This window comes from Streptomyces himalayensis subsp. himalayensis (assembly GCF_013778455.1).
GTDB classification, from domain to species: Bacteria; Actinomycetota; Actinomycetes; order Streptomycetales; family Streptomycetaceae; genus Streptomyces; species Streptomyces himalayensis.
In genome coordinates this window covers 54,472-80,361 of the sequence record NZ_JACEHE010000026.1, presented here as the reverse complement: position 1 = coordinate 80,361, position 25,890 = coordinate 54,472, and the positions used below count along the sequence as shown (strand labels likewise).

The following is a 25,890-nucleotide window of genomic DNA, read 5'->3' as shown; positions in this document are numbered from 1 at the left end:
CCCTCCCCTGCCCGCGATCCGTCCGCCGGACCCTGATCGCCTTCCGGGAGGCGGACCGGATTGAAGGGCATAGCCGCCGGCATCGGCGTCGTCGTCCTCTCTCCGCTCCTGCTCGCGGGCACCGCCATGATGATGGCGTCCTCCAGCGAAGCCTCCACCACCTCCTCCTTCAGCGGATGTCTGACCGGCGTCGACACCGACGAGGTGACCAAGGAGGTCACCAAGCTCCTCGACGGCGCGTCCGCCAAGGACGTTCACATCCAGGGTCTGGACCTTCCGGCTGAGCAGATCCCCAACGCGCAGACCATCGTGGCCACCGGCATCAGCCTTGATGTGCCCAAGAAGGGGCAGATCATCGCGATTGCCACCGCGATGCAGGAATCGCGGCTGCGCAACCTCAACTCCGGTGACCGGGACAGCCTCGGCTTGTTCCAGCAGCGTCCCAGCCAGGGGTGGGGAACCGCTCAGCAGATCCGCGATCCGGTCTACGCCTCGGAGCGCTTCTACAAGGCACTTCTGAAGATCGACGGCTGGCAGCAGATGAAGGTCACCCAGGCCGCCCAGGCCGTCCAGAAGTCCGGCTACCCGGACGCCTACGCGCAGTGGGAGGACCTCGCCACCGCGCTGCAGAAGGCCATCGCCGCCACCTTCCCGAACGCCGACAAGGACGAGCCCACCAAGGCCAAGGACAAGGACGCCGAGTCCAGCTCCGGCGGGTGCGCTCCCGACAAGGACGGCACCTCCTTCGGGCGGATACCCGAGGGCAGCGTCCCGAAGGGATACAAGATCCCCAAGGGCGCCGACCCGAAGGCCCGTAAGGCCATCGAGTGGGCGATGCACCAGCTCGGCACGATGTACCAGTGGGGTGGCTTCTGCACCGACGCCCACGGCCCCGACCCGATGGGCCGCTGCGACTGCAGTTCGCTGATGCAGCAGGCGTACGCGTACGCCGACGTCAAGCTCACCCGCACCACGTATATGCAGGTCAATGAGGGCAAGGCCGTCTCGGCGAAGCACCTCAAGCCCGGTGACCTGATCTTCAGCCGCGGCACTGCCGCACGGCCCGAACACGTCGGCATGTACATGGGCGAGGGCCTCGTCATCGAGGCGCCGCGCACATCGAAGCCAGTCCGGATCACTCCGATCAAGGACTGGGACATCTTGGCCGTCCGTCGCGTCCTCTGACGCCGCGCGCCGCCTGGACCCCTCCCGGGCCGCGCCCGCCGGGCCCCCTTCTCGCGCCGCGAGCGCACCCCTCCCTCCCCCTTTCTTCCCTTCCGCCGGCCCCTGCACGGCCCGCGTACGCAAGGAGCCCCGCCACACCTATGCCCGTACCTCTCGCAGACCGCGCCGCCGTCCTCCTCGCCTACGACCCCGGCATCAAGCCCGCAGGCGGCGGCCTCCCCGGCCTGTCCGTGCTGAAGAATGTCGTCAGCTCGATCAACATGTTTGGGATCATCGCCGTAGTCGGCGCCCTCGCCGTCTCGCTCGGTGTGTGGGCCTGGGGCCACCACACCGGTGGTCACCAGGCCGAGGCCAACGGCAAGAAGGGCGCCGTCGTCGCGGCCGGCGCCGCGCTCGGCCTCGGCGCCGCGAACGGAATCGTGGAGTTCTTCTCCGGCCTGGGGTCGCAGGTCCAGTGAGGCAGAAGCGACTCCCCTCCCTGTCCGGGTACGGCGTGACCTGGTCGGCCAACAAGCGCATCGCGATCGTCGCCCTAGTCACCACGGCACTGCTCGTCCTCGCCGCGACCGCCGCCTGGTTCACCGGCCGCAGCGAACACCACGACGACAGCAACACGCCCTCGCAGGCGAGCGGTTCCTCACTCTCCGAGGCCGCACCGAAGCCCTCGGCCGGGTCGGGGTCGGTGCCCAAGCCTCCGCAGATCGCCGAACCGGTCGCCTTCGCCAAGGCGGCAGCGCAGATGCTCTGGTCGTACGACACCCGCGACACCAGCCGCGACCAGCAACTCGCGGGCATGCGCGCGTGGATGACCAAGGAGACCGAGTACAACGACTGGGCCTCCGTCTCCGGTCAGGTGCCCGACCCGCTGCTGTGGTCGCGCATGGCCGACCAGGACCAGCGCGCCACCGCCACGGTCACCGAAGGCCACTACCCCGGCGCGTTCAAGCAGGCCCTCGCCGAGGACCCCTCCGCGATCACCGAGGCGTACGTCTACGTCGTCACCGTCAACGGCAAGCAGCAGATCGAGTGGAAGAAGGGCGGCGGCGGAGCCGAGGAGCGCGCCGTGACCCTCGCCGTTCAGTGCCGGCCCAACCACGACTGCACCCTCGCCGCCATCGCCCCCAGCGTCACGCAGTGACCCTCCTCACCACCAGATAAGGAGGTCAACTTCCCTTGGATTTCTGCGACTTCCCCGTAGCGGACAAACTCTGCGCCGTCGGCGAGGCCGTCGACTTCGCCTCCGACCCCGGCAAGGCCATCGGCGACTGGATGGCCAAGAGCGCCGGTGAACTCGCCGCCGCGGCAGCCGATCTGGCTGCCAAGGCGGTCGACGCCACCACCAAGGTCGATCTGAACGCCGGTTGGTTCCGCGACAACTACGAGATGCTGCTGCCGATCGGCCTGGTCATCCTGGTCGGGACGTTCTGCGCACAGCTCATCCGAGCCGCCGTCAAACGCGACGGGCAAGCCCTCACCCAGGCGTTCACCGGCACGGCCAGCGGCGTGATCTTCGCGTTCGCCGCCATCGCCCTGACCACCGTCGCTATCGAAGTGGTCGACGCCCTGTCCGCTGGCCTGTTCAAAGCATCGAACCTGTCCATCGAAACGGCCGTACGCCGCATCGTGAAGGTGTCCCAGATCCCCGCATTGGCGGGCCTGGGCTGGCTGGTCGCCGTGTTCGCCGGGCTCGGCGCCGCCGTCGGCGCGTTCCTCTACTGGTGCGTGATGATGGTTCGCAAGGTCGGCATCCTCGTCATGGTCACGCTCGCCATCTTCGCCGGCGCGGGCGGAGGCTGGGAGGCCGCCCGCCGTTGGCGGCGCGGCTGGATCGAGGCCACCGCCACCCTCGTCGTCAGCAAGCTGCTGATGACCGTGATCTTCGTGCTCGGCATCGCCGCCATGGGCAAGACCGAGGCCAAGGATGGCCTCGGCGCGCTCGCCGACGTCATGGCAGGCATCGTGATCATGGTGTTGGTGCTGCTCTGCCCGTACGCCACCTTCAAGTTCGTCCACTGGGCCGCCGAGGGCACCGACGGAGAGTCGATTCACCGGGCCGGTGGCGCCGGCGCGCAGCTCGCCAAGCAGCATGCCGAGAACGCCACTCGCAAGGCCGCCGCCGCGGTTGCGACCGCCGGAACGGGCGGCGCGGCAGCCGGAGCGGGCGCCGCCCAGGGCCCCGAAGCCGCAGGTGGCGGCTTCCCCGGCGACATCGCCGCCAACCCCACCGGAGGCAGCGGCCAGGAAGGCCAGAACTCCTCGGGATCGGGAGGCGAAGGGCTCAAGAACGGCCTGGAGAAGGCCGTGCAGCCGCCCCCGACCAGTCCCAGCGACGACACCAGCGGCCAGGTAGGCGGCGCCCCCGGAGGGGGCGGCGGTTCCGGAGGGGGCGGCAGCGGCTTCATGTCGCAGCCCGGCGCCGGCAGCTCCGCGCCCCCGCCGCAGGGTGCACCGCCGGCCCCGACCTCTACCGGCACCAGCGCCACCGGCACTCCGCCGCCCTCGCCCACCGGCCCGTAGCTCCTGCCCGACTCCGGGGCGGCACGCGCTGCGCTCTGCTCGCCGCGTGCCGCCCCGGCGACCGCCCCGCGCACTCCCGGAACGGCCCTTGTCTGATCTCACCGTCACACCGCTCACCGTCAAATTCCCCCACCGCTCCCGGCGCGGCGTTCTGCTCGGCCTGTCCCTGCCGCAACTCGTTCTGGTGTCCTGCGCGTTGGCGCTCCTGCTGGTCACGGTGGTGTCCACCGGACTGCTCGGCGCCATCGTCCTGACACCGCTGTGGGCCGTGGTCGCCGCCTTGGTCGCTATCCGCCGGCACGGCCGCTCGCTGATCGACTGGGCGCCGATCGTGCTGCGTTTCGCGCGGCGGCGGCGCACCGGGCAGACCCTGTGGCTCGCCCGGCCCGTCACCCGCCCGCGCCAGGACGGTGTCCTGCACCTGCCTGGCAGCGCCGCCTCGCTGCGTGTGGTCACCCCCGGCGACTCTGCCAACGGCGCCGCCGCGGTCCACGACCCGCACCAGCAGACCCTGACGGCCATCGCCCGCGTCTCCAGCCGGGCCTTCGCTCTCCTGGACCCGGCGACGCAGAACCACAACGTCAGCGGCTGGGGGCGGGCCCTGGCCGGCGTCGCCCGCACCGGACATGTCGCCACCGTGCAGGTCCTGGAGCGCACCGTCCCCGACAGCGGCGACACCCTCGCCCGGCACTGGAGCCAGCAGGGCCACCCCGAGACACCGGTGGCCGGGCAGGTCTACAGCGAGCTGGTCGCCTCCGCCGGACCGGCCGCCGCACCGCACGAGGCGTACCTGGCGATCTCCCTCGACCTGAAGGCGGCCAAGCGCCTCATCTCCCAGGCGGGCGGCGGACTGCCCGGCGCCTTCACGGTGATGGAGCAGACCACCAGCTCGATCGCCCAGGCCGCGCGCAGTGCCGGGCTGATGGTGACCGGCTGGCTCACGGCCCGCGAGATCGCGGCCGTCATTCGCACCGCCTACGACCCGGGGGCCCTGTCCGCGCTACAGCAGTGGTCCGAGTCCGGGCGAGCGGAGGCCGACCCTTCCGCCGCCGGGCCGGTGGTCCAGTTCGAGGAGTACGACCGGCTCGCCACGGATTCCGCGCGCCACGCCACGTACTGGGTCGAGGACTGGCCGCGCACCGAAACGAGCGCGGGTTTCCTCCACGGGTTGATGTTCACCGCGGGGGTCCGCCGCACCATGTCCCTCATTTACGTGCCGCAGGGGCTCGAGTCCGCGATGCGCGACGTGCAGCGCAAGAAGGCCGCGATCATCGCCGACGCGAACGAGCGGGCCCGCCGAGGGCAGGTCGATTCCGAAGCCGACAGCGTCGAGTACGCGGACGTCAAAACCCGCGAGCGCCAGCTGATCGCCGGGCACGCCGACGTCGCCCTGACCGGACTGCTCACCGTGTCCGCCGAGACCGACGCCCTCCTCGACGCCGCCTGCGCGCAGATCGAGACCGCCGCGGTCACGGCCCAGGTCGACCTGCGGCGCCTGAACTTCCAGCAGCCCGACGCGTTCACGCTCGGCGCCCTCCCCCTCGCCCGCACGGCCTTGTAACCCCCGCACCCGACCACGCGCCGACGTCCTGCCGCCGCGGCAGGAAGGAACCTTTCCCCTTTGACCTCTGCCACCCCCGTCGGCGACGCGTACCCGTACCTTCGGGCCGCCAGCGCCGGCATCCGCCACCACTCCCGCACCCTCGCCCCGCGCGATCAGCACCCGGCCTCGGCCGCGGACCGTGCGCACCTCGACGTGCTGCACGCCCACCTCACCGCACTGCACCAGCTGCTCGACCAGCTCGCCGAGTCCACCCGGCCCCCGCATCCCGCCGCCGGCCGCCAGCTCGCCACCGCGCACACGCGGCTGTGGCAGGCCACCGCCGCCGTGCACGACGCCTTCCACCTCCTGCCCGTGGCGGAGGCGTCTTCGGCGGGCACCGACTGCCAGCCCGATCGGCTCCCCGAGGGCCCGCCCGTCCTGACCATCTGCCAGCGCCACCGCGCTGCCGGCCACGTCGTACGCCGCAAGACCACGCCGAGCGACCTCAACACCCCCGCGCCCGGCCACACCACCACCTGCGCCCAGTAACCCCACCACCGAAAGGCCCTACATGCGCAAGCTCAAGCGCTCCACCTCCACCGCCGTCCTCCTCGCCACCCTCGCTGGCACCGGCGCGCTGGCCACCGCCACGCCGGCCTCCGCCGCTTCGTATCACTGCAAGACCAGCAGCTACACGGTCGACGATCCGTCGTACTCCGGCCCCGACTCCGACAACTGGGACTTCGACGTCAAGCTCTGTGCCAAGCGGAGCGGCGGCTACATCTACACCACTGCCAAGGTCAACTGGGACGGCCCCTACTCGGCCCACCAGCACAGCAGCCTCACCTTCAACAAGGCGAGGTTCCACCTGCAGACGAAGCGGTCCACCGCCGGCAAGGACCCGGTCGTGAAGTACGCCAACTACACGGGCCTGGAGAACGCGCTCGAACACAGCAGCGGCAACGGCAACGGCTCCTACGAGACCGGAACTCTCAAGACCAAGGCCAGCGGCCGATACCAGTACCTCGCGGACGGCTACATCCAGCTGGACTGGTCGGGCGACGGCAAGGGCTACCGCAAGGCTCTCCTGTTCAGCGCCTCCCCGCGCGTCTGACCTGCACAGCACGCCCTGACTCCGTCACATGAAGGCCCCCGCCATGAGCCACCGGCCCGCGCGCCGCGCCCGCCGAGCCAGCGCCTCCCCCCTGTTCACCCCGCACGGCACCGACCGCGCCTCCCGCAAAGCCGCCCGACGCCAACTCGCCGAGGCCGCCGCGAAGGCCCGCACCGAAGCAACCGCCCACACCAGCAGCGCCGGCGCGGAGGAGCACGAGATGCCGGCGCCGCTCTACCCGCCGGCCGGACGCCCCGGCCCCGCATCCTCACGCAACAACAAGACCAAGTTGCCCGCTCACCGCATGACCACCGCCACCGCTTCCGGGGCATACCCGTTCCTCGCCGAGGGCGGGCTGGGGGCCGAGGGCATCTACATCGGCCGCGACGTGCACGCCGAAGCGAGCTTCTGCTTCGATCCATTCGCGCTGTACGGCAAGGTCGAAGGCTTCACCAACCCCAACGTCCTGCTGGCCGGGGTGATCGGTCAGGGCAAGTCGGCACTCGCCAAGTCCTTCGCGCTGCGGTCGATCGCCTTCGGCTACCGCGTCTACGTCCCGTGCGACCCCAAGGGCGAATGGACGCCCGTCGCCCAGGCGTTGGGCGGCACCTCCATCGCTCTCGGACCGGGGCTGCCCGGCAAACTCAACCCGCTGGACGCCGCCCCCAAGCCCAACAGCGTCTCCGAGGCCGACTGGGCAAACGAGATCCGCAAGCGCCGCCTGCTGCTGCTCGGCTCCCTGGCCCGCACCGTGCTCGGGCGGGACCTGATGCCGATGGAACACACCGGACTCGACGTCGCCCTGGACGCCGTCGTCACCCGCGCCGCCGCGAGCGGACGCACCCCGCTGCTCGGCGACATCGCCGCCACCCTCAACAACCCCGACGAACTCGACGCGGCCGGCGGCATCATGTCCGGCCGCCTCGGCGACGCCTCCCGCGACCTGGCCCACGCCATGCGCCGCCTCGTCCACGGCGATCTGGCCGGAATGTTCGACGCCCCGAGCACCGTGGCGTTCGATCCCAACTCGCCGATGCTGACCATCGACCTGTCACGTCTGGGCGGTTCCGGCGACGACACCGCGTTGGTGCTGGCGATGACGTGTGCCTCCGCCTGGATGGAATCGGCACTGTCCGACCCGAACGGCGGCCGGCGCTGGATCGTCTACGACGAAGCCTGGCGCCTGATGCGCCACCCCGGCCTGCTCGCGAGGATGCAGTCCCAGTGGAATCTCTCCCGCGGCCTGGGCATCGCCAACCTCATGGTCATCCACCGGCTCAGCGATCTACTCACCGCAGGCGACGCCGGATCCCGCGGACGGGCGCTCGCCGAAGGTCTCCTCGCCGACTGCTCCACCCGCATCATCTACCGCCAGGAGACAGACCAACTTCACGCGGCAGCAGTCCTGTTGGGCCTGACCTCGGTCGAGGCCGACGCGATCTCACATCTCAACCGCGGCAGGGGCTTGTGGAAGGTCGCCGGACGATCCTTCATCGTCCAACACCTGCTGCATTCTCACGAATTGTCACTCTTTGACACAGATGCCCGAATGCATTGATCACGGGTCGAGACTGCACCTGTTGCCCCGTCTCCCCATAGCCTCCTGGATTCCCCGCCGATGGAAAACCCTGCAAGCGCTCCGCCCTCCACTGCGCCCGGCTCCCAGATGGTGCACGACGCCCTCGGCGCCTCACCCCACAGCCTCGGACGTCTCCACACGGACGGCCCCGAGTTGGTCCTCGCCGACCTCGTGCACACGGCGGCCCGTCACCTGGACCACCTGCACAAGCAATTCACCGACACCACCGAATCCGCGGCCTCCACGCTGACGCGCGCAGCCTCCGGGAAGACGTCGATCAACTCCCTGGGCGTCCTGCAGAACAGCGCCACGCAAATCGACATCCTCGCCGCACGCCAGGCTGACGCAGTCGACCGCCTCAAGGAAGTCATCGGCGCCTACCGGCAGGTGACGGCGTCCAAGGACGCCCCCGGCCGCCGGGCGAACCCTCCACGCGCCGCACCAGCGCCGATACCCACAATCGCGCCTCCTGCCCGCGTGACGCACGGCAGGTAGGACCGTCCCGTCCGTAAGGAGCCCATGCCCCCGACCAGAACGGACCTGAACTCCTTCGCCGCCGACCTGGCCCTTCTGCTGCCCAACAGCTGGAGCAGCGAGTACCACCGCCACTCCGCCTACAAGGACCAGTTCCCTGTCGCCAACCAGCTCTGGGACGCCGGCCGTGCCGGCTGGGTGGTCAGCGAGTTCGTCCTCACCCACCACGCGGTCCTCCACGGGGCTGAGGGTCGGCGCCTGTACGTCACCGACCGGCCCCTGCACCCGCACCAGTTCGTCGTGGCCCCGCTCGAGCCGAACGGCGAGGACATCAAGCCCCACCACTTCGTCGGCGTCGAGGAGCCGAACGGCATCGCCGTCCCCAACGACCCGATCCGCGCCTCAACCCAGGTCGCGCGCCGCCTCCTGCCCCACTACGAGCGAGCCCTCAAGCAGGTACGCCGCAACGCGGCCGAGCAGCCCGAACCTCCACACCGCCCGGCTCCGCCACAGGTCACCCAGGTGGTGACGCTGACCTGGTACGACGACGGGGCACTCGGCGCGCCGTACGCGAGCGTGCCGGAACAGGCGCGGATGACGCTGTACGCCCACGGTTTTCAGTACCACCCGCACCAGGCGGCCTTCCTGCTGCCCGCCGCGTACGGCGAGGACGGCCGCGCTCTGCGGATCCAGGCAGTGGCCCGCCGCCTCGCTGAGCAGGGCATCGGCGTGAACCTGCGCCACGCTGCACCCACCCCCGTGCTTCCGCCGGCGCCGCCCACGGCCGCTCGCAGCCATCACCGCTGACAGCGGCTATCCCGTTGCCGCACACGTCCAGGAGTCCATCTGCCCTTCTCGTACGACGACAGCAGCCAGCTGCACTCGCTGGCCGAGCGCATCCACCACGAGTCCGACGAGCTGCCGCTCACCGACGCGGTGTACTCCGGCAGCGACAACCTCGATGACCTCGACGACCGGGTCCGCGACATCGCCGGACTGCTCACCCACCTCACCACCGCGGCAGCGTTCGCCGCGCGCACCACGCTCCGCAGTCGCGGCCCCGAGTCCGACATCACCCGGCGCAAAGTCACTCAGCTCACGCTCACGGTGGGCGCCCTCGGGCGCGCCCTGGCCGACCTCGGTGATGCCGTCGCCCACGCCGGTGTCCTCCACGAGCTCGGCGCCCTGCCCCGCTCGGCGCAGCGCACCAAGGCCATCGAGTCCACGCGCTCCCGACTGCACGGCCTGATCGACAGCACCCGCCGCCAGCTGAACCAGGCCGGCGGCCGTCTCCACCAGGAGGCCGACCGGCTCACTGCACCGCCGACGCCCAACCGGAGTCCGCGCGCCACCAGCACCACCCCCGTCACCCCGCCCAGCCGTGCCACCTCCCGCACCCGCTGAACCCGCCCGAGTCCCTGGAGCACACCCATCCACACCGCCCGCCGCGCTCTGCCCCTGCTCGTCTGTGCCGCGCTGCTCTCTGGGGCCGCCACCGCCTGCAACAGCGGCGACGACGCCCCGACCGCGAAGAAGAACCCCACCACGCCCGCCGCGCCGAAGCCGGTGCCCGCGCTCAGTGACGCGCAGGCCAGCGCCGTCATCACCCACTACTCGAAGACCAACAACACGGCCAACGCGCAGCGCGACCGCGCCCTGCTCGACACCGTCGAGGACGGTCCGATGTACGCGATGTCCGTCTCCGACTACACCGAGACCGAGGGCCTGCCCAAGGCCGACCGCAAACCGTACAAGCCGTGGTCGTACGACATCTCCAGCGCCAAGCTGTACATCCCGCGCTTCACCGTCGGCCAGGACCGCTGGTTCGCCGCCGCGCTCTCCGGTGAGAAGGGCAAGGACCCGAGCCGCATCGCCGTCTTCGCCGAGCAGCCGAAGGACAAGCGGTGGGAGCTGGTCTCCGTCGTCGACCTCAACGGCACGACGCTGCCGGCCGTCGCCCTCGACAAGGACGGCTACGCCACCGCGGTCACCGCCACCGGCAACAAGCAGCTCGCGGCCGACGCCGACGTGCTGCGCATCGCGGTGATCGACAACTTCGCGACCGGCGGGACGAACACCGGCACCAAGGTCTTCGACCCGACGAAGGCAAGCCAGCAGCAGATCAAGGTCCACGACGAAACGACCCGCAAATTCGGGAAGTTGGGCACCACATCCTTCGCCACGGGGGCCAACCGTTTCAAGGACGCCTACGCGCTGAAGACCGCCGACGGCGGCGCACTGATGCTGTTCGCCCACACGCACACGCAGACCGACGCCGTCGCGCACTCCGGGCTGCAGATCAACCCCGACAAGGACGACAACGCCTGGCTGCACGGCATCCCGCGCACGTCGGTGACGTACACGTTCGTCTGCGCCGACGCCGCCACCGTGCCGGCGAAGGCCGCCCCGTCCCGCCTGATCGGCTACACGTGCGCCCGCACCGACGCCTCCGGCCCACCCGTCGGCACCTCGGCGACGGACCGCGCATAGCCGGACGGAGGAGCCCCTTTGTCCCTGCCGCACCCCGACTTCGAGCTGTACGACAACATCGGCCGCACCACCGAACAGATCGCCGCCCATCGGGAGAACCGGCCGACCGCCGACGACCTGTGCCGCTGGGCCGCCTACGACGCACGGGAGTTCAGCGCCTCGCTCCCCGCCGAGGACGCCGGTCAGAGCATCAGCGACTGGACCCGACACCTCTACCGGGTCCGCACGGCCGCCGAGTTGAACACGGTCGCGCAGGCCGTCCTCGGCGACGGGCACAGCGGTCTCGCCGAGCTGCACCTGTTCCTGGAGACCGCGGCCGAGTGGTGCGAGCGCAACCAGGAACCGGGCATCGCCGCGCGCTACCGCCAGCACGCCGAGGAACTGTCCGCACTCGGTGATCAGCTCGCCTACCTGAGCGAGGACCACCTGGCCAGCATCTACCGGCACCCGAACCGGTCAGCACCCGCGCACCCCGCGCCCGCCCCAGCGGCGGCGCCTGCCGCACCGGCGGCGCGCACGCGCCGCACCCGCTGACCCACCCACGACAGGAAGATCCTCTGTCCACTCGTTCTGTCATCGCCCGCCCCACCGGCACCGGATTCGCCGGCACGTACGTCCACTGGGACGGCTACCCCAGCCACCACCTGCCGCTGCTGCTCGCCGCGCATCAGCACCGGTTCGCCGGGAACTCCGAGGCACTGGCTGCCTACCTCATCGACGGCGCGCCGGAAGGCTGGTCCTTCATCGGCACCGACCTTCTGGACGGCGCACCCGATGCACTGCGGCAGCACCTGGCTGCCGGCCGCGACGAGCCCGGCCGCCCGTACCCGGCCCAGCCGAACGTGCCCCCGCTGATCTACACCGAGCGGACAGCGTCCCGACTGAGCTGGGGCTACGTCCTCCACCCGCAGGGCATCGAGGTGATCAGCGCGCCCGGCACGGCACGCGGTCCGCTCGTCGCGTGGGGTACCGACCCCCGCGCGCGGTTCCGCGACACCGCCAGCCTGTGGGCGCCCGACCGGCCGATCCCAGCCACCACCCCGCCCAAGACCACCGCGCGCACGGCAACACCCGCCCCCGCGCCGTCGCCCACCGCGGCAGCGCCGGCGCGTCCCCGCGCGCACTGACCGGCCCCATTTCAGGAGAACGACCTGTCCACCCGATCTGTCATCGCCCGCCCCACCCCCGACGGATACGCCGGCATGTACGTCCACTTCGACGGCTATCCCGACAGCAAACTCCCGCTGCTCCTGGCCGCCTACCAGCACCGGTTCGCCGGTGACCTGGAAGCCATGACCCACCACTTGATCGACGACGTGGACCACGGCTGGGACGAGCTGGGCACCGACCTACTCGACGGCGCTCCCGCCGCCCTGCGCCGCTCCCTGACCGGGGGCGACGAGTACCCCAGCCGTCAGATCACCAACGTGATCTGCACGGACGGCACCCCGGCCGAGCGTGAGCTGATCACGCAGGACGGCACCGACGAGCTGGAGTGGGCGTACGTCCTGCACCCGCACGGCATCGAAGTGATCGCCCTGCAGGCGTACGACCGCGGCCCCGTCGTCGCGTGGGACACCGACCCGCGCAGCCGCATCCTCGCCAATCCCGGCGCATGGCACCCGCAGTCCCCGGCCCCGATCGTTGCGCCCCACAGCAGGCCACGCCCATCCACCGCCGCGCCCACATCGGCGCCAGCGCCCCGCAAGACCGCCCGCCGATAACCCCGAGCGCCCGCACCATCCCCGACCGCCGCCCCGCCCGGAGAACCCCCTGCCCCCGCACCCGCGCCCGAAGATCACCGTAGTCATCGCCACCCAACTCCGCCCGGACCGCCTTGCGTTCCTCGCTGACATGCACGCCAGCCTGTGCCGTCAGAGCGAGCCGTGGGAGGCCGTCGTCGCCCTCGACGGAGCCGACCCCGCCCGCCTTCCCGCCGCGCTCGCCACCGACCCGCGCGTCCGCACCCTCGCCCTGCCGCGCCCGGTCGGCGCGGCCTGCGCCCGGAACCTCGCGCTCACCGAAGTACGCACCGAGTACGTCAACTGGGCCGACGACGATGACGAGTTCACCGACTGGGCCATGGCGCTGCGCCTGCGCACCCTGGAGGAAACCGGGGTCGGCTGGTGCGCCGGATACAGCCAAGACCTCCACCCCGACGGCACCACGACCCTGTGGCGACCCCCGACGCCGCCGGGCCGGCACGAGGCCGGGGACGTGTGGCGCTACTGGAGGGACCCGGCCGACACCATCCCGCTCAGCCCGACCACCCTCCTCGCCCGCACCGACCTGGTGCGCGCGGCCCCCATGGGCGGTCTCGTCCAGGGCGAGGACTACTGCGCTCTCGCCGTCACCTGCCTCGCCCCGGGCGTCGTGCTGCCCGTCCCGGTCTACCGGTACCGCAAGCACCCCGGGCAGATGACCGCGCAGGACTAGTACGACGAACTGGAGTCGAGGGCGAGAGCGTTCGCTCACCGATTTGGTGTCAGCCTGCGCGCCGCGTGCCTGCCGCTGCGCGACTCCGGCCCGGCCGCCACGTAGTCGAGTCGCTCCCCTGGCCTCTGCATCGCTCCCACTCACCGAAAGCACCCATGTCCGACACCCCAGCTCAGGACCGGCCCAGAGAGAAGGTCCTCATCTCTCCCCGCTACCTGGCCGCCAGTCTCCCCGCCACCCACCACCAGTTCCTTGACGTGTTCGCCGAGGAGACGGGGTGGAGTGCGCATACCAACGACTCCTCGTTCACCGTCACCAGCCCCTGCCGACGCGTCACTATCCGCCACGATCAGGAGGCCGTGGGACGAGGCCCCCACCTCGTGGTCTCAGCACGCAGCGACGAGGACTCCTCCGAGCGATGGCGCACGAGCGTCAGCGGCGCTGTGCCGATCGAGTTCGTCTCCACGCTCGTCGGCACCCTGGCGGCCGAACTGGACGCAGACCCGGATCACGTCATCTACGGAATCGGCGCCGAGCCCGGCATGTTCGACCTCTGGGTCGACATCGACGCCTGGAACCACTTCGACGCCTCTGGGCTCTCCGGCTTCATCTCACGGGACGGGCAGGCCGCCGTGATCGGCCGACCACCGGACTCGTCAGCACCACCCATCCACGGCGACGCGTCCATCGCCTGGCACGTGGCCGCCTCCCCGGATGACCTCGGTCACCTGTGGGACATCTCGTTCACGCAGCAGGCGCCCGACTTCCTCATGCACGCGGTCGTCGCCAAGACCCTCGATCCCCGACCCATACTGCGCACCACGGCCTTCCCGTTCCCCACGGCCGTCCTCCCTCTGGTGACCATCGAGCACGTCCCGCCGCCCCGGACCCCTTCTGCGCGTCCCGCGCCCACCGACCCAGCGCACAGCACCCAGCCCAAGCGCACCCCGAAGACCCGCTGAGCCTCGCCTGTCCGGACCAGGCCGTCCGGGGCTCTACCCACCAGGACCTTGATGCCCGACCCTTCCACCGAGATCATCCTCAGCACCAGCCGCACGCTGCGGCTCGTCGCCATCGCCGTCGGCGAGAACTACAAGCAGGCCAACCAGACCATCGAGGCCGCCGGGTTCAGCCGCCTGCCCAGCGGGGCGTACGCCGTGCCCCTCGCCGACGCACAGGCCGCCCGGCGCACCGCCAGCGCCCTGGCAGCCCACGCCCACGAACACGCCGCCACCATCGTCACCAGTACCCGCCCCCACCTCGGCGACGTCGGCACCGAGATCGCCGCAAGGCTGCCCGGCAACTGGACCGCCCAGCTGGAGATCTACAGCTACCCACTGTGGCAGGAAGACCTCTGGCCCCAGCTCTGGGAAGCCGGCGAGATCTACCGCGCTCGAAAACCACGACGTCCCGTTCGCATCCGTCCTGAAGGACGGGCAGGGCACCGAACTGCTCCTGGTCGAGCGGCCCGGCCACCCGAGCGGCTACCTCCTCGGCGCACTCACCGACCACGAGAAGGAAGACGTCCGCGACGATCCCACCACGCCGACGACCATGGTGCTGCCCGCCGAGCCGGACCGCGCCGCCTCCACCATCACCGGCACCTTCCTGCCTGCCTACCGTCGCGCCCTGCACAACCGGGACGTGAACACGGTCCTGGCGGCGCTGGAACGGATCCGCGACGAGCACCAAACCCTGCAGGCCATCAAGGACTCGGGCCGCTACACCGACGGCGTGCCGTTGAGCAGCCGCCTCATCGACGGCATGGAGCGCGCCTTCGCCGACCACGCCTGGATCTCATTCCGCACCGTCCTCGAACTGGCACCAGAGCTGGTCGCCCGATGCCACCCGGCCACCAGCCCGTGGCCACAAGACACGGCAGCGCTGACCCGGCTGCACTCGGCCCTCGTCGACAGCGAAGAAGCCCTGCGCGAGGCCACCACCCTCAGCACCAACCTGTACGCGATCCCCCGGACGCTGCACACCCACGAGTGGAGCCACATCCGCGCACAGCTCGGCATGTCCGCATTGCAGGCCATCGAGACGTGGCTCGCCGACAGCGAGATCTTCGAGCGGCAGGCCCGCACGGCCCAACCGACCGGGACCACCGCTCTGTCCACCCCCGGCCAGCGCGCCCTCACCACTCGCCCCGCGCCACCACCCACAACCTCCGCTCCAACAGCGCACCGCTGACCGCTCACAGAAAGGATTCGCCGCTGTCTGACCACTTCCGCTTCGGCGCCCACCCCGACCACGGCTTCGTGGCCGCCGCCACCGCGAACATCCCCGCGCACCTCGCGAACTGGTTCCTGGTGCGCGAGCAGTTCGAGCCCGTCCCCGACACCCCGGGCCTGTACCGGCTCACCAACCCCGAGCAGGACGGCCTCCGCCGTACCCGACAGGCCGTTCACGACCTGCGACGCCACGGCTATGAAGTCCAGGCGGACTACAGCCTCGACCCCGGCCGCAGTGCCTCCCCGCCGCGGCCGGCCGTGCGCAACGGGCTGATGGAACGCCGCAACCGCATCGCGCAGGCCGCGGCGACCCGCTCCCCGCAGCAACGTGGCGCCCCGACCACCAGCCTCCCCGAGTTTCTGCCCCGGCCCGGCGCCGTTCCGGTGGGTGGTCTCACCCAGACGGCCGGGAAGGGGCGGAGCCGATGAGCGACGAGCCGATCCGCATCACCCGCGGCCAGGGCGGCGAAGTCGAAGTCGACGGACCGGTCGACGGCTTCGCCGCGAGCGTCCTCAAGCGAGCCGGGTTCGACACCTACCCCACTTTGCGGGGCGTCTGGATCCGGCTGCCGTTCGACCTGGGCCGCACCTGGGAGAACGAACACGCCACCTGGGCAGCCGAGATGCTCGCCGCCGCCCGCTACCGCGTCGACCTCGATCCAGACCTGCGGGCAGCCCCGCCCGCCGCGTCCGCGCCATCGACGCCGCGCCGCGCGAAGACCGCCATGACCGCGCAGTCCGCGCCCACCGGCACACCGCAGCGCCAACGGCGCTGACCCTCCGATCTACACGAAGGCCCTCTGCCCTGACTTCCTCCGCGGCCATCACCCTCCACCTCAGCTCCGGCAACGAGGTCGTCGCCCTCCCCAGTGGAGAGCGGCACCAATGGACCACGATCGCACTGGAGTTGGCCGGATTCACCCGAGAGCACCAGGACGCCGCCCACCGGCTCTCGCTCACCGACCATGAACGAGCACGCGAGGCGCTCACCCAGCTACACCAGACCGCACGGGACTGCCAGGCAAAGGTCATCACGAGTGAGCGGCCCTACCTCGGCGACATCGCGCACGCCGTCACCGAAGGGCTTCCCGGTCGCTGGGACGTGAGCATCGAGCACTATCCGGACGGCTCCGTCCCCGCCCAGCTCCAGGACTGGGTATGGGAAGCCAGCCCCGTACTGTCCTCCCTGGCCACGTACCGCGTCCCCGGCGTGGCGGTCCTCCGCGACGGCGGCGGCACCGAACTCCTGCTGACCGAACGCCCCTGGGACGGACGGTACTTGATCGCCGCCCTGATGCCGTCGCCGGATCATCTGAACGCGGCCGGGGTCGGACCACGCACCGTCGTTGCCACCACCGCCCACGGGGCAACCGTCGACGTGCGCTCACGCCTGCTGCCCGAGTTCGAGCACCTGGTGCATCTGGCACGGCTCCGCGAAGTGCAGGACGACCTCGACTGGGTGCACGGCGTCGAACCCGGCACCGTGGACGCCGTGGAGCTGGACGCGGCACTGGACCGATTCCTCACCCACGCGCCCTACCTCCTCGCCGCCACACGCCGAGCCGCCGTCAAGTCCCTGGCCGCCAGCGAGAGGGCCGTCCTCGTCCGCTTCGAGAACCTCCTCGCTCGAGACCCGGCCGAGGCCGACACCCCAGGCGCCCCAGAGCCGATCAGCACGGACGAGGCCCTGGCGCTGTGGCTCGAAGCCGGCGAAGACCTGCTCGACGTGGTCTGCACCGCCACGGCCGGCCCCGCCGAAGAGTCCTCGCGCCCGGCCGTCACCGCCGCCACGCCGCCGAAGCCGCCGACAGCCGTCACCGCCGGACGCACCCGCTGACCCTCCACCCCCAGCGCCCCAGCCAGAAGATCACGGAAAGCACCCGCGTTGAACTCCGATACCAGCTGCCCGCCGGACCGCTCCGCCACCCGGCCGCTGCTCGCCGAGCGGCATGTCGCCCGGCTACTGCTGGGCACCCTGATCGGGCGCCTGCCCAACGGCATGGCCCCCGTCGCGATCCTTCTGCTGATCGCCGAGCAGGGCGACTCGCTCGCGACCGGCGGGCTGCTGTGCGCGCTGTACGGGCTGGCCAGCGCCATCGGGCAGCCCGTACTGGGGCGGATAGTCGACCGGCGCGGGCAGACCCGCATCACGACGGCCGCCGTCCTGGTCACCACGGTCTGCCTCCTGCTGCTGCCGTACGCGGTCGCCGTCGCCCAGCCGGCACTCGCGGCCGGGGTGGTCGTCCTCGCGGGGCTGAGCACGCCGCCGTTGGAGTCGAACCTGCGTGCTCTGTGGGGTGCCGTGTTGGCGGATCCGGAGCGGCGGCGCGCCGCGCTCGCGCTCGACACGGGCGCCCAGGGACTGATCTACGCCGCCGGCCCTCCGCTGGTCGCCGCGCTGTCCGCCCTCTACGGGCCCAACGCCGCCATGACGATCACGGCGGTAGTCGGGCTGATGGGGGCGAGCGTGGTGCTCAGTGCCGCGCCGTCCAGGGCGTGGCGCCCCGTCGGCACGCGCACGGGCGGGTTCCTCGGGCCCCTGCAGCACCGGGGGCTGCGGTGGCTGTTCCTTGCCGTCTCCGGTGTCGGTTTCGCCCTGGGGGCGATGAATGTGTGGGCGGTGTCCATGGCCGACCGGCACGGCATGGCCCTGCTGTCCGGTCTTATCCCCGCCGCGCTGTCCGTCGGCAGCCTCCTCGGCGGCATCCTGTTCGGCCGACAGGGCAGCCAACTCCTCATCTCAGCCGCGCTGTTCGCCCTCGTCTGGGTTCCGCTCGCCGCTCGCCCCGGCCCGTTCGCCGCGACTGCGCTCGCGGCGCTGCCGGGCCTCTTCCTCACCGCACTGATCACCAGCGCGTTCCTGACCGTGGACGCGCTCGCTCCCGCCGGCACCCGCACCGAGGCGTACGCCTGGCTGATCGCCGCAGTCGGCACCGGCCAGGCCGCAGGCACCGCCCTCGCAGGTGCTCTCTCCACGCACCCGTATGCCGCCGCACTCCCTGCGGCCGGCGCCTTCGCCTGCCTCCTGGTTCTGGTCGGCGCCCGCCGCCGCATCGTCCCGGGCGCTCCACCCCGCCGGGGCCGTCATCGACGCACCCCGGCCCATGCCGCGCGCCACCGCCCCCGCGTGAGCAAAACCGCACGATCCACGTAAACCGACCACCTCCTCTCCCTGAACTACCCCTCGCCGCAAGGAGATTCCTAAGAACATGGCCGTCCGTAAGACCTGGAAGATTGTCCACAGCTGTGGACACGAAGTGGCGCACGACCTGTCCAACCGTCCCGCCGACCGGCGCGCCGGATTCGCCCGCTGGCTCGAAGGCCGCGACTGCACCGACTGCTGGAAGGCCGCCCGCGACTCCGACACCGAATCCAAGGAGGCATGGCTCGCCGCGAAGCGCGCCGAGGAACAGCAGGCCGCCTCAGAGTGGGCGAAGCAGTTCGACATGCCGCCGCTCGAAGGGCCCGAGAAGGCCCTCGACTGGGGCGAGCGTTCCCGCCACCAGCTCGTCACCGCCGCGTACAGCGCGCTGGTGAGCGAGGGCACCTGGGACGAGGCCGACTGGGCCGTCCTGGAGGACAAGATCCGCACCGTCGCCCGCGCCGGATGGTGGATCGACCAGCGTGATGCCGAGGGCTCTGACCTGCCCGAACTCCTGGACGCCGCCGCGTCCGACGACATCGGAACGGAGAACCCGTTCCGGTAGGACGCGGGGCCGTATACCCGATGATCCCCGGTTACCGAAACCGGGGATCGTCCGGATCCTTGTTCCTCCCACCGCCTCCCCGCGCACCTCGTGGAAGGAACTCTGCTGTGCCCGTTTCCCGCCATCCGCATGCCCCGGGTGACATCGTCACCCCCGGCCGGGACATCACTCACGCCCACTTCCGGCCCGGTGACCAGGTCGTCATCCTCAAGGGCACCTCCGGCAGCGAGCTGTGGGGCGACGCCTACAAGGTCGTCACCCCCTCGTGGCACACCCCGACCGACGAGGACGGCTGGCGTCTGTACGACCCGGCCGGCGGCGAGCGCACCTACATCACCGCACACCCGCGCTACCTCGTCCACCTCTCCAGCCGGTGCCCGGACTGCCTCATCTACCAGCAGGCGCTGCGCAGTTACCTGGTCCCGCGACTGGCCGACGCCGACGAGGACGTCGACTGCGGCTGGTACTCGGTGACCCACCTCAACCAGGTGGTCCACGTCGCCGATGCCCGGGGCGGCCAGTGACCTACGCACCCGAAACGGAGCGGGCCGCCGCTCTGTCCCGCGCGGCGTCGGCCGCGATCGAGTCGATCACCGACAGCGAATGGCCGACGCTTCTGGCCGAGGCCCTGCGCGAACTGGACGCGACCTGGCAGGAGTCGGCCGAAGTGTGCGCCGACGTCGCCTGGCAGGGCCGCGCCGCGGGGAACAGCGTGCTGGACCTGCTCACCTCCGAGCACGTGACCGACTCCAGCACCGACCCGGTGATCTGGCAGACGTACCGGCACCTCTACCTCAGCACGCTGCGCTTCGACTTCCGCTGCCACACCATGGAATCGCTCATGCACAAGGTGCCGGTGAGCGTGCTGAACGACGACCCGTACAGCGAGGCGCTGTACGCCTTCTCGCGGTTGGGGCAATCCCGCTCGGACGGCCTGGCCGTCATGGACCGGGTCCTCGTTGCGTCCTCCGGTCACCCCAAGACCGTGCACGTCCTGCTGCACGGCGTGTGGCTGAGCAGCCTGCTGCCCGGACGAGCCTCCCTGCTGCTGGCTCTGGTCGGACTGCTCCCCGAGGGCGGACTGAACGACCCGATCGCGCTGTTCCGCATGGCCTCGGCCCGGCGCAGCCTGGGCCAGTACCCCGAAGCGCTCACCGCCATCGGCCACGCCCTGGATCTGCTGCCGCCCGGCGATCCGGCCGTTCAGGCCGACCTGGTCCGTGAGCACGCGCTCATCACCACCGCGTACGACCTCAGCAAGCGCGGCAGCGCGAGTCGGAACACCACTCATTCATGATCATTCGCATTCACGAGCGAGGCACTGACCCCAACGAAGCGGTCGCCGAGGCTCTGGGCCGGCCGGTCAGCACCAAGGAAGGGCTGACCGACCACACGGTGGTCGCCCACTGGCCGGGGCTGGACGCCTACACGCTCGACGACGAGGAGCGGATCTGGACCTCGGCCGACTGGGCCGAGCATCTGGACGATCCGATCTGGCAACACCCCTTCGCGGCCAGCCCGCAGGGCGACCGCCGCGCCATATGGCACGCGTCCGCGCGCCTGCACCCGGACGACCGCGACCTCACCCGCCCGGAGTGGGCCGAGATCGCCCACCGGCTCGCCCGCGCCGCAGACGTCCAACGCCCCGGAGACGAACTCGGCTGCCGGTGGATCGCCGTTCAGGCGCAGCCCGGCCGTATCGACCTGCTCGCCAACCTCATCCGAGCCGACGGCACATGGACGACGCACCGGTTGAACCCGTCACGTCTGGCCGCCGAGAGCCGGCGCCTGGAGGCTGAGCTGGGGCTGATCTCGCCATCGCCCGGCGGCGCGGATCCGCAGAAGGCCGCCCGCTTCGCACAACGCGCCCGCCCGCCGTTCGCCGTTGCCGACGCCACCGCACAACTCGCGGGGCTGCTGCGGCAACTGGCCGACGAGAACTCCGGGCCGCTGTCTACCGTGCGCGGTCTCGTCGAGCACGCGGCCTACCGTCTCGACCGTCTGCCCGCCGCGCACGGTCCCGACAGCGCCCACCAGCTGGAGCTGATCGCCGGCCGCCTCCACGGCATCCAACGGGACCTCGACTCCTTGGCCGCTGCTCTGCCGGCCACCCATCAGGCATCTTCCGCTCGGCCAACGCCCCCTTCACCGCAGGTGGTTGCACCGCCCGTTCCTCCTGGACCCACCCGACGTGCCCACTGACCCGTCCGAAAGAACCCGTTCTTGGCCCTTGCCGACCGACACCTGACCCTGGGGCGCGACGTGCACTCCGGGGAGGTCCTCGCCCGCGGCGGCGATCCCGAAGCCCACAGCATCCTTCAGCGCACCGGCTTCGTCCCCGTTGTCCGCCTCCACGAGACCTATCACCGCCTGCCCGCTGGCCTCGGCGAATCCGAGGAGAAGCGCCTCGCCACCCGAGCCGTCGCCCGGCTGCGCGCAGTCCAGTACGGCGTCGACGCCGACGACGCCTTCGACACCGAGACACGCGAGCCGCACTACCTGCCGCTCGGCGCCCAGGTCGCCCACCTCGCGGAGCGGATACGCGACGCCACCACCAGCGACGAGGTGGCCGACGTCCTGACCGAACTGACGGCCTCCCATGACGGCGTCCTCATCGCCCTCGGCGAGGTGTTCGCGGCCACCGCCGCCTTCGGCCAGCCACCGGATCCGCACACCGCGAAGCGGTTGCAGTACCTCGCCGAACACCGGCTCGGCGTCCTGTGGTCCGACCTCGCGCACATGCGCAAGGACCTCGCCGACCGGCACCAGGACCACCCCCAGCGCCGCGCGTGCACCACCGAGGTCGGACCGGACGAACGCGAAGCGTCCGCCGTCTGCGCCTGTCCGCCGCCTCCGCCGCGCCTGGCCACCAGCCCCGTCGCCGTGCCCGCCGTCCCCGCCCCGGCCCGCCCGCGGCGCTGACCCGCCCCTTCCCCTCCGAGGAGCCCATGCACGACCCCACCCCCGACACCAGCCTCGCCTCGTTTGCCACCGTTCTTGCTGGCGAACTGCCCGGCGCCTGGACCAGCACGTACCACCCCGACCGCGGCGGCGACAACGACCACGGCGCCCTCACCGACCGCGTATGGGACATGAACGACGTCGCCGACGCCCTGGCCAGGCACACCGTGGACCATTGCGCCGTTCTGCAGCGCCGCGACGGCACCCGCCTGTTCGTCGCCGACCCGATCGGGCACGGCGACGGCTATCTGATCGCCGCCCTGGCCCCCGACGACGCACCGGACGAGGCGTTCCGCGGTGTACGCGAGCCCGACGGATTCACGGTCGGCGCGGATCCGTTCAGCGCGGCCGAGCACGTCACCCAGGACCTGCTGCCCCGGTACTACGCAGCCCTCGCCCAGGTCCACGACAACGCCGCCCGGCTCACGGCACCGCAGCCCGCGGAGACGGAACGCGTCGTGATGACCTGGTCCGGTGAAGCCCTCGTCGTCGACAAGCCCGACCGTGCGGATATCACCAAGGCCCTGACCGAGAACGGCTTCGTCTTCGCGCCCGACCGCAACGTCTTCGTGCTGTCCGGGGACGACACCGCACACCAGGCTGCCTCCGTACGAGCCACCGGAGAGCGTCTGTCCGCGCTGGGCATCGACACCGTGCTGCGTCATCCGCAGACTCGGCCCGCCCTGGGCACCACGCCCGTCGCACCACCGAGCCCGTCCGTCACCTCCCCGCACCGGGGCCGATGACGCCCCGCGACGAGGACGAGCCGGTCTTCTACGATCTCAACTACGTCACCATCACCCGGGATCCGCGCACCCAGCTGGTCCTCGCCATCGGCGGCGACCCCCGCGCTGCGGGCATCCTGCAGACCGTCGGCGGCTTCCACTCCGCCCCCGGTGCCGCTCGCGAATACCACCGGCTGCCGCACCACCTGCCCGTCGAGGAGCAGAGGCACGGCGCCACCGCCGCCGCCCACGCGCTGCTCCTCGCCGGGTACAGCGTGCACCTCGACCCCACTCTGAACACCCTGGCCACCCCAGACGGCGACCGGCAGGCCGCCCGCCGCTACCTCGACGGGCTCGAGTCCCGCGCCCGCGCCGCCGAGACCGACCGCGACGTTGCCGTCCTCCTGGCCGAGATCACCGCACCGGAGGAAGGGGTGCTCCCACAGCTGGTGCGGTCCTTGATCTCCACGTGGGCGACATGGGGCGAACGGCGCCGCGAAGCCGGGCTCGATGAAGAACCGGCGGACCAGCTGATGGAGACCACCAGCAGCCTGTCCAACCACGCACGACGGATCACGCTGATCCGCGACCAGGCCGCCCGGCGCACCCCAGCGCACCGCGCTCCCTCCGGCCCGGCCGCCGCGCCGCCCTCCGCCTCGCCCGCGCCGTCCGCCCGACGGCGATAGCCCCGACCCGCACAGGAGCAACCGCACGTGGGAAACCGTGCCGACGACGAAGGCACCGACGTCACGGTCTACCGCAAGCCCCTCAGCGACACCGTTCACGCCGACACCCCGACCGGCGCCCCGAGCGGCTGCTCGCCACCCATGCGGTGCCCTGGCTGCACAAGGCCGGATACGTGGTCCACATCGACGATGTCTGGGATCCCGTCGCCTATACGGACGCCGTATCGGCCAGGCTCCATCACAGGGCCCCAGCCCCGCCGCCCGCAGTGACCTCAGCGCGTGCCGCGGAACGTCCGGCAGGAGCACGCCGCCTGTGAGCCTCGCCGATGAATACGACGCCGACGTCACCTTCTACCACCGCGACGGAACGATCTACGTCGGCACCCGCGCCGACGCCCCCGAGCAACTCCATGCGCTGCTCGACGATCTCGGTCTCGCCCGGCACAAGGACCTGAACGACGTCTGGCATCAAGTCCCCGACGAGATGGACGAGATCGCCATGAAGTCCATGTCCGACCGGGCCGTGCCCCTGCTGGCCCGTGCCGGATACACCGTCGACATCGACGCCGGGTTCTTCGGCGGCACCGCTTACCACGCCGCCCTCGCCGGACAAGCAGCCCGCCAACAGCCACCGCCACCCGCGCCCCGCTCGGCTCGGGCGCGCCGTACACCACCCGCCCGCCGCCGGCCCCGGGGCTCACCGGGGCCAGCCCGTCACCACCAAGGAGGCCCACCGTCCCGCACGAACCCGACCGCACGCCCCCGCCGATCACCGCCAGCCGCAAGCCCCGCCTGGCCGCTGCCCTGTTCCACCGCTACCTGCGCGCCGTCACCGTCGGCAGCCGGGAGCGCACCCTCCCGCTGGCGGGCGGACGCCCCGAAGCGGCCCTCGACGAAGCCCGCCGCCTCGACGCGCCCCTCCTCGCCGGCAGCTACCGCATCCGCCACCACGACTAGCACCTCGAACCGGCCTGTTCAGGAGGCCCATGACCGACTCGAACCTCCCCTCCATACAGCTGGCCGACGCCATCACCGCTCAGCTCGGCCAGCTCCGCCGCCACCTCGCCCTGGCGCCGCCGCGCGAGGCAGCCCAGATCCTCGCCCACGTCCTGGACTACGACACCGGACTCCTCGGCGAGGTCACCGAACTCGTCTCCACCGGCTCGCGTTTCGCGAAGGTCAACTCCGAGCGCGGCGTGCTGCCGCCCGAGGTCTGGCTGGCGCTTGGCCGCGCTGCCAACGAGCTCAACAGCGTGGGCGTCGACCTCACCGAACACACCGGCGCCATCCAGAAGGTCGCAGCCCCCGCCGTCGAGTCCAGCAGACCGACCGCTGCGCCGGTCGCCTCCGCGATGGTCGTCAGGCGGCGCCGGTGAAGAAGAACAAGCAGTGGTCCGGCTGGGGCCCCACAGGTCAGCAGGCGCAGCAGCACTACCTCGTCGAACCGCGCCACCTCGCCGGCGGCGGCGACCTGCGCCACGTCACCGAGTACCTGCGCGCCTCCGGGTGGAAGGACAAGTCCAAGTCCGGCGGCCCGGTCGTGTTCGACAGCCCCGACAAGTCCGTGCGCATCGGGTATGACCCGTACACCCAGCCCGGCGGCTGGACCATCAGCGGGAAGCAGACCAGGACGCAGGAGGCGTGGCACGCCACACTCGGCCGGCAGGTCCCCGTCGAGATCGTGGCCGGGTTCACCGACGCACTGACCCGGCCGCGCTCGGCGCATGCCCCCAACGTGTGGGCGCCGCTTGAGGCCCAGGGCTGGGAGACCGAGCGCGGGCAGCATTTCACCGCGCGTAGCCCGGACGGCGACGCCGTGCTCCGCTTCCACCAGTCCGGCCCCGGACAGGCGCACTGGTGGGCTGGGGCCCGCAATGAACACGGCCGGGTGTGGGAGGCGATGTTCACGCCGACCACACCGATGCACCTCGTGCAGGCGTTCAGCACCGCGCTCGCCGATCCGCAGCCGGCGATGCGGCCCCTCGGCCACGTGCCGCCCTCGCAGAGGATCCGCACCACCTCCGTGTCCGTGCTGCCCTCGCAGCTCAGCGCGTGGCAGCAGGCCCGGATCACCGCGGCCCGCGCCGCCACCTGAGCCAGCAACACCTTCGCCACCAACAAGGCGCGCCCCCACCAGCCCGGGGCCCGCCCGTACGCCAAAGCCGGACGGAGGCGGTGAGCCACGAACGCTTCTACTCCCGCGTCAACGGCCCCACCCTGCACCGCGTCAACGCCGTCC

31 protein-coding genes and 2 pseudogenes are annotated in these 25,890 nt (G+C 71.3%); 31 read left to right on the top strand and 2 right to left on the bottom strand.

Features of this window, described 5'->3' with window-relative positions; translation table 11 throughout:
* Positions 1 to 60: 60 nt before the first annotated feature.
* From H1D24_RS31965 to H1D24_RS31825, 29 genes and pseudogenes are all read left to right on the top strand, one after another.
* Positions 61 to 1,185 (top strand): C40 family peptidase, encoded by a 1,125-nt coding sequence (locus tag H1D24_RS31965; RefSeq protein ID WP_181661206.1) that lies wholly within the window; start codon positions 61 to 63, stop codon positions 1,183 to 1,185.
* A 140-nt stretch (positions 1,186 to 1,325) separates the two neighbouring features.
* On the top strand, positions 1,326 to 1,643 hold the full coding sequence (locus H1D24_RS31960; RefSeq protein WP_181661205.1) for a DUF6112 family protein: 318 nt from the start codon (positions 1,326 to 1,328) through the stop codon (positions 1,641 to 1,643).
* A complete protein-coding gene (locus H1D24_RS31955) occupies positions 1,640 to 2,323 on the top strand; it encodes a hypothetical protein (RefSeq protein WP_309484510.1) in 684 nt (227 codons plus the stop codon). The genes H1D24_RS31960 and H1D24_RS31955 overlap by 4 nt, the downstream gene beginning before the upstream one ends.
* Before the next feature lie 35 nt (positions 2,324 to 2,358).
* Positions 2,359 to 3,702 (top strand): SCO6881 family protein, encoded by a 1,344-nt coding sequence (locus tag H1D24_RS31950; protein ID WP_181661204.1) that lies wholly within the window; start codon positions 2,359 to 2,361, stop codon positions 3,700 to 3,702.
* Between the two features lie 88 nt (positions 3,703 to 3,790).
* Positions 3,791 to 5,263 carry an SCO6880 family protein gene (locus tag H1D24_RS31945; RefSeq protein WP_181661203.1) on the top strand — a complete coding sequence of 491 codons (1,473 nt, stop codon included), beginning with the start codon at positions 3,791 to 3,793 and terminating at the stop codon, positions 5,261 to 5,263.
* Between the two features lie 60 nt (positions 5,264 to 5,323).
* Positions 5,324 to 5,794, top strand: a complete 471-nt coding sequence (locus H1D24_RS31940) for a DUF6238 family protein (RefSeq protein WP_181661202.1) — start codon at positions 5,324 to 5,326, stop codon at positions 5,792 to 5,794.
* 22 nt (positions 5,795 to 5,816) lie between these two features.
* Positions 5,817 to 6,359 carry a hypothetical protein gene (locus H1D24_RS31935; protein WP_181661201.1) on the top strand — a complete coding sequence of 181 codons (543 nt, stop codon included), beginning with the start codon at positions 5,817 to 5,819 and terminating at the stop codon, positions 6,357 to 6,359.
* Positions 6,360 to 6,402: 43 nt separating this feature from the next.
* The gene (locus tag H1D24_RS31930; RefSeq protein ID WP_181661242.1) at positions 6,403 to 7,917 is read left to right on the top strand and encodes a putative type IV secretion/conjugal transfer ATPase; all 1,515 of its coding nucleotides are present in this window, start codon (positions 6,403 to 6,405) and stop codon (positions 7,915 to 7,917) included.
* A gap of 60 nt (positions 7,918 to 7,977) precedes the next feature.
* The gene (locus H1D24_RS31925; RefSeq protein WP_258564459.1) at positions 7,978 to 8,433 is read left to right on the top strand and encodes a hypothetical protein; all 456 of its coding nucleotides are present in this window, start codon (positions 7,978 to 7,980) and stop codon (positions 8,431 to 8,433) included.
* Positions 8,434 to 8,457: 24 nt separating this feature from the next.
* A complete protein-coding gene (locus H1D24_RS31920; RefSeq protein ID WP_181661200.1) occupies positions 8,458 to 9,219 on the top strand; it encodes a hypothetical protein in 762 nt (253 codons plus the stop codon).
* Between the two features lie 129 nt (positions 9,220 to 9,348).
* Positions 9,349 to 9,816, top strand: coding sequence for a hypothetical protein (locus tag H1D24_RS31915; RefSeq protein WP_181661199.1), 468 nt, complete (start codon positions 9,349 to 9,351; stop codon positions 9,814 to 9,816).
* Positions 9,817 to 9,978: 162 nt separating this feature from the next.
* The gene (locus tag H1D24_RS31910; protein WP_309484509.1) at positions 9,979 to 10,902 is read left to right on the top strand and encodes a DUF8094 domain-containing protein; all 924 of its coding nucleotides are present in this window, start codon (positions 9,979 to 9,981) and stop codon (positions 10,900 to 10,902) included.
* 18 nt (positions 10,903 to 10,920) lie between these two features.
* Positions 10,921 to 11,436, top strand: coding sequence for a hypothetical protein (locus H1D24_RS31905; protein WP_181661198.1), 516 nt, complete (start codon positions 10,921 to 10,923; stop codon positions 11,434 to 11,436).
* 308 nt (positions 11,437 to 11,744) lie between these two features.
* Positions 11,745 to 12,029, top strand: coding sequence for a hypothetical protein (locus H1D24_RS31900; RefSeq protein ID WP_181661197.1), 285 nt, complete (start codon positions 11,745 to 11,747; stop codon positions 12,027 to 12,029).
* 75 nt (positions 12,030 to 12,104) lie between these two features.
* Complete coding sequence (locus H1D24_RS31895; protein WP_181661196.1) at positions 12,105 to 12,626, top strand: hypothetical protein; 522 nt, start codon at positions 12,105 to 12,107, stop codon at positions 12,624 to 12,626.
* Positions 12,627 to 12,699: 73 nt separating this feature from the next.
* A pseudogene (locus H1D24_RS31890) lies at positions 12,700 to 13,443 on the top strand (glycosyltransferase family 2 protein).
* Between the two features lie 50 nt (positions 13,444 to 13,493).
* The gene (locus H1D24_RS31885; protein WP_181661195.1) at positions 13,494 to 14,300 is read left to right on the top strand and encodes an SPDY domain-containing protein; all 807 of its coding nucleotides are present in this window, start codon (positions 13,494 to 13,496) and stop codon (positions 14,298 to 14,300) included.
* Positions 14,301 to 14,892: 592 nt separating this feature from the next.
* A complete protein-coding gene (locus tag H1D24_RS42850) occupies positions 14,893 to 15,531 on the top strand; it encodes a hypothetical protein (RefSeq protein ID WP_258564474.1) in 639 nt (212 codons plus the stop codon).
* Between the two features lie 68 nt (positions 15,532 to 15,599).
* A complete protein-coding gene (locus H1D24_RS31875; protein ID WP_181661194.1) occupies positions 15,600 to 16,001 on the top strand; it encodes a hypothetical protein in 402 nt (133 codons plus the stop codon).
* Entirely contained in the window at positions 15,998 to 16,348 is a 351-nt protein-coding gene (locus H1D24_RS31870) for a hypothetical protein (RefSeq protein WP_181661193.1), read from the top strand. Before H1D24_RS31875 ends, H1D24_RS31870 begins: the two co-directional genes overlap by 4 nt.
* A 131-nt stretch (positions 16,349 to 16,479) precedes the next feature.
* Positions 16,480 to 17,409, top strand: a complete 930-nt coding sequence (locus tag H1D24_RS43750; protein ID WP_181661192.1) for a hypothetical protein — start codon at positions 16,480 to 16,482, stop codon at positions 17,407 to 17,409.
* Between the two features lie 48 nt (positions 17,410 to 17,457).
* Positions 17,458 to 18,726 carry an MFS transporter gene (locus H1D24_RS31860; protein WP_181661191.1) on the top strand — a complete coding sequence of 423 codons (1,269 nt, stop codon included), beginning with the start codon at positions 17,458 to 17,460 and terminating at the stop codon, positions 18,724 to 18,726.
* Between the two features lie 55 nt (positions 18,727 to 18,781).
* The gene (locus tag H1D24_RS31855) at positions 18,782 to 19,279 is read left to right on the top strand and encodes a hypothetical protein (RefSeq protein WP_220137470.1); all 498 of its coding nucleotides are present in this window, start codon (positions 18,782 to 18,784) and stop codon (positions 19,277 to 19,279) included.
* A gap of 107 nt (positions 19,280 to 19,386) precedes the next feature.
* Positions 19,387 to 19,803, top strand: coding sequence for a hypothetical protein (locus H1D24_RS31850; protein WP_181661190.1), 417 nt, complete (start codon positions 19,387 to 19,389; stop codon positions 19,801 to 19,803).
* Positions 19,800 to 20,576: a tetratricopeptide repeat protein gene (locus H1D24_RS31845; protein ID WP_309484508.1), complete on the top strand. Its 777-nt coding sequence runs from the start codon at positions 19,800 to 19,802 to the stop codon at positions 20,574 to 20,576. Before H1D24_RS31850 ends, H1D24_RS31845 begins: the two co-directional genes overlap by 4 nt.
* Complete coding sequence (locus H1D24_RS31840) at positions 20,573 to 21,481, top strand: hypothetical protein (protein ID WP_181661189.1); 909 nt, start codon at positions 20,573 to 20,575, stop codon at positions 21,479 to 21,481. Before H1D24_RS31845 ends, H1D24_RS31840 begins: the two co-directional genes overlap by 4 nt.
* Before the next feature lie 21 nt (positions 21,482 to 21,502).
* Positions 21,503 to 22,201 (top strand): hypothetical protein, encoded by a 699-nt coding sequence (locus H1D24_RS31835; protein WP_181661188.1) that lies wholly within the window; start codon positions 21,503 to 21,505, stop codon positions 22,199 to 22,201.
* Positions 22,202 to 22,227: 26 nt separating this feature from the next.
* On the top strand, positions 22,228 to 22,986 hold the full coding sequence (locus H1D24_RS31830) for a hypothetical protein (protein ID WP_181661187.1): 759 nt from the start codon (positions 22,228 to 22,230) through the stop codon (positions 22,984 to 22,986).
* Positions 22,983 to 23,651, top strand: a complete 669-nt coding sequence (locus H1D24_RS31825; protein ID WP_181661186.1) for a hypothetical protein — start codon at positions 22,983 to 22,985, stop codon at positions 23,649 to 23,651. Before H1D24_RS31830 ends, H1D24_RS31825 begins: the two co-directional genes overlap by 4 nt.
* 238 nt (positions 23,652 to 23,889) lie before the next feature.
* On the opposite strand, the gene H1D24_RS31820 is transcribed toward H1D24_RS31825, so the two are convergent.
* Positions 23,890 to 24,120 carry a hypothetical protein gene (locus tag H1D24_RS31820; RefSeq protein WP_181661185.1) on the bottom strand — a complete coding sequence of 77 codons (231 nt, stop codon included), beginning with the start codon at positions 24,118 to 24,120 and terminating at the stop codon, positions 23,890 to 23,892.
* Positions 24,121 to 24,365: 245 nt separating this feature from the next.
* A complete protein-coding gene (locus H1D24_RS31815) occupies positions 24,366 to 24,599 on the bottom strand; it encodes a hypothetical protein (RefSeq protein ID WP_181661184.1) in 234 nt (77 codons plus the stop codon).
* Positions 24,600 to 24,637: 38 nt separating this feature from the next.
* On the opposite strand from H1D24_RS31815, the gene H1D24_RS31810 reads away from it, so the two are divergent.
* A complete protein-coding gene (locus H1D24_RS31810; protein WP_181661183.1) occupies positions 24,638 to 25,027 on the top strand; it encodes a hypothetical protein in 390 nt (129 codons plus the stop codon).
* Positions 25,024 to 25,830: pseudogene (locus H1D24_RS31805) on the top strand (SPDY domain-containing protein). Before H1D24_RS31810 ends, H1D24_RS31805 begins: the two are co-directional and overlap by 4 nt.
* Positions 25,831 to 25,890 lie beyond the last annotated feature (60 nt).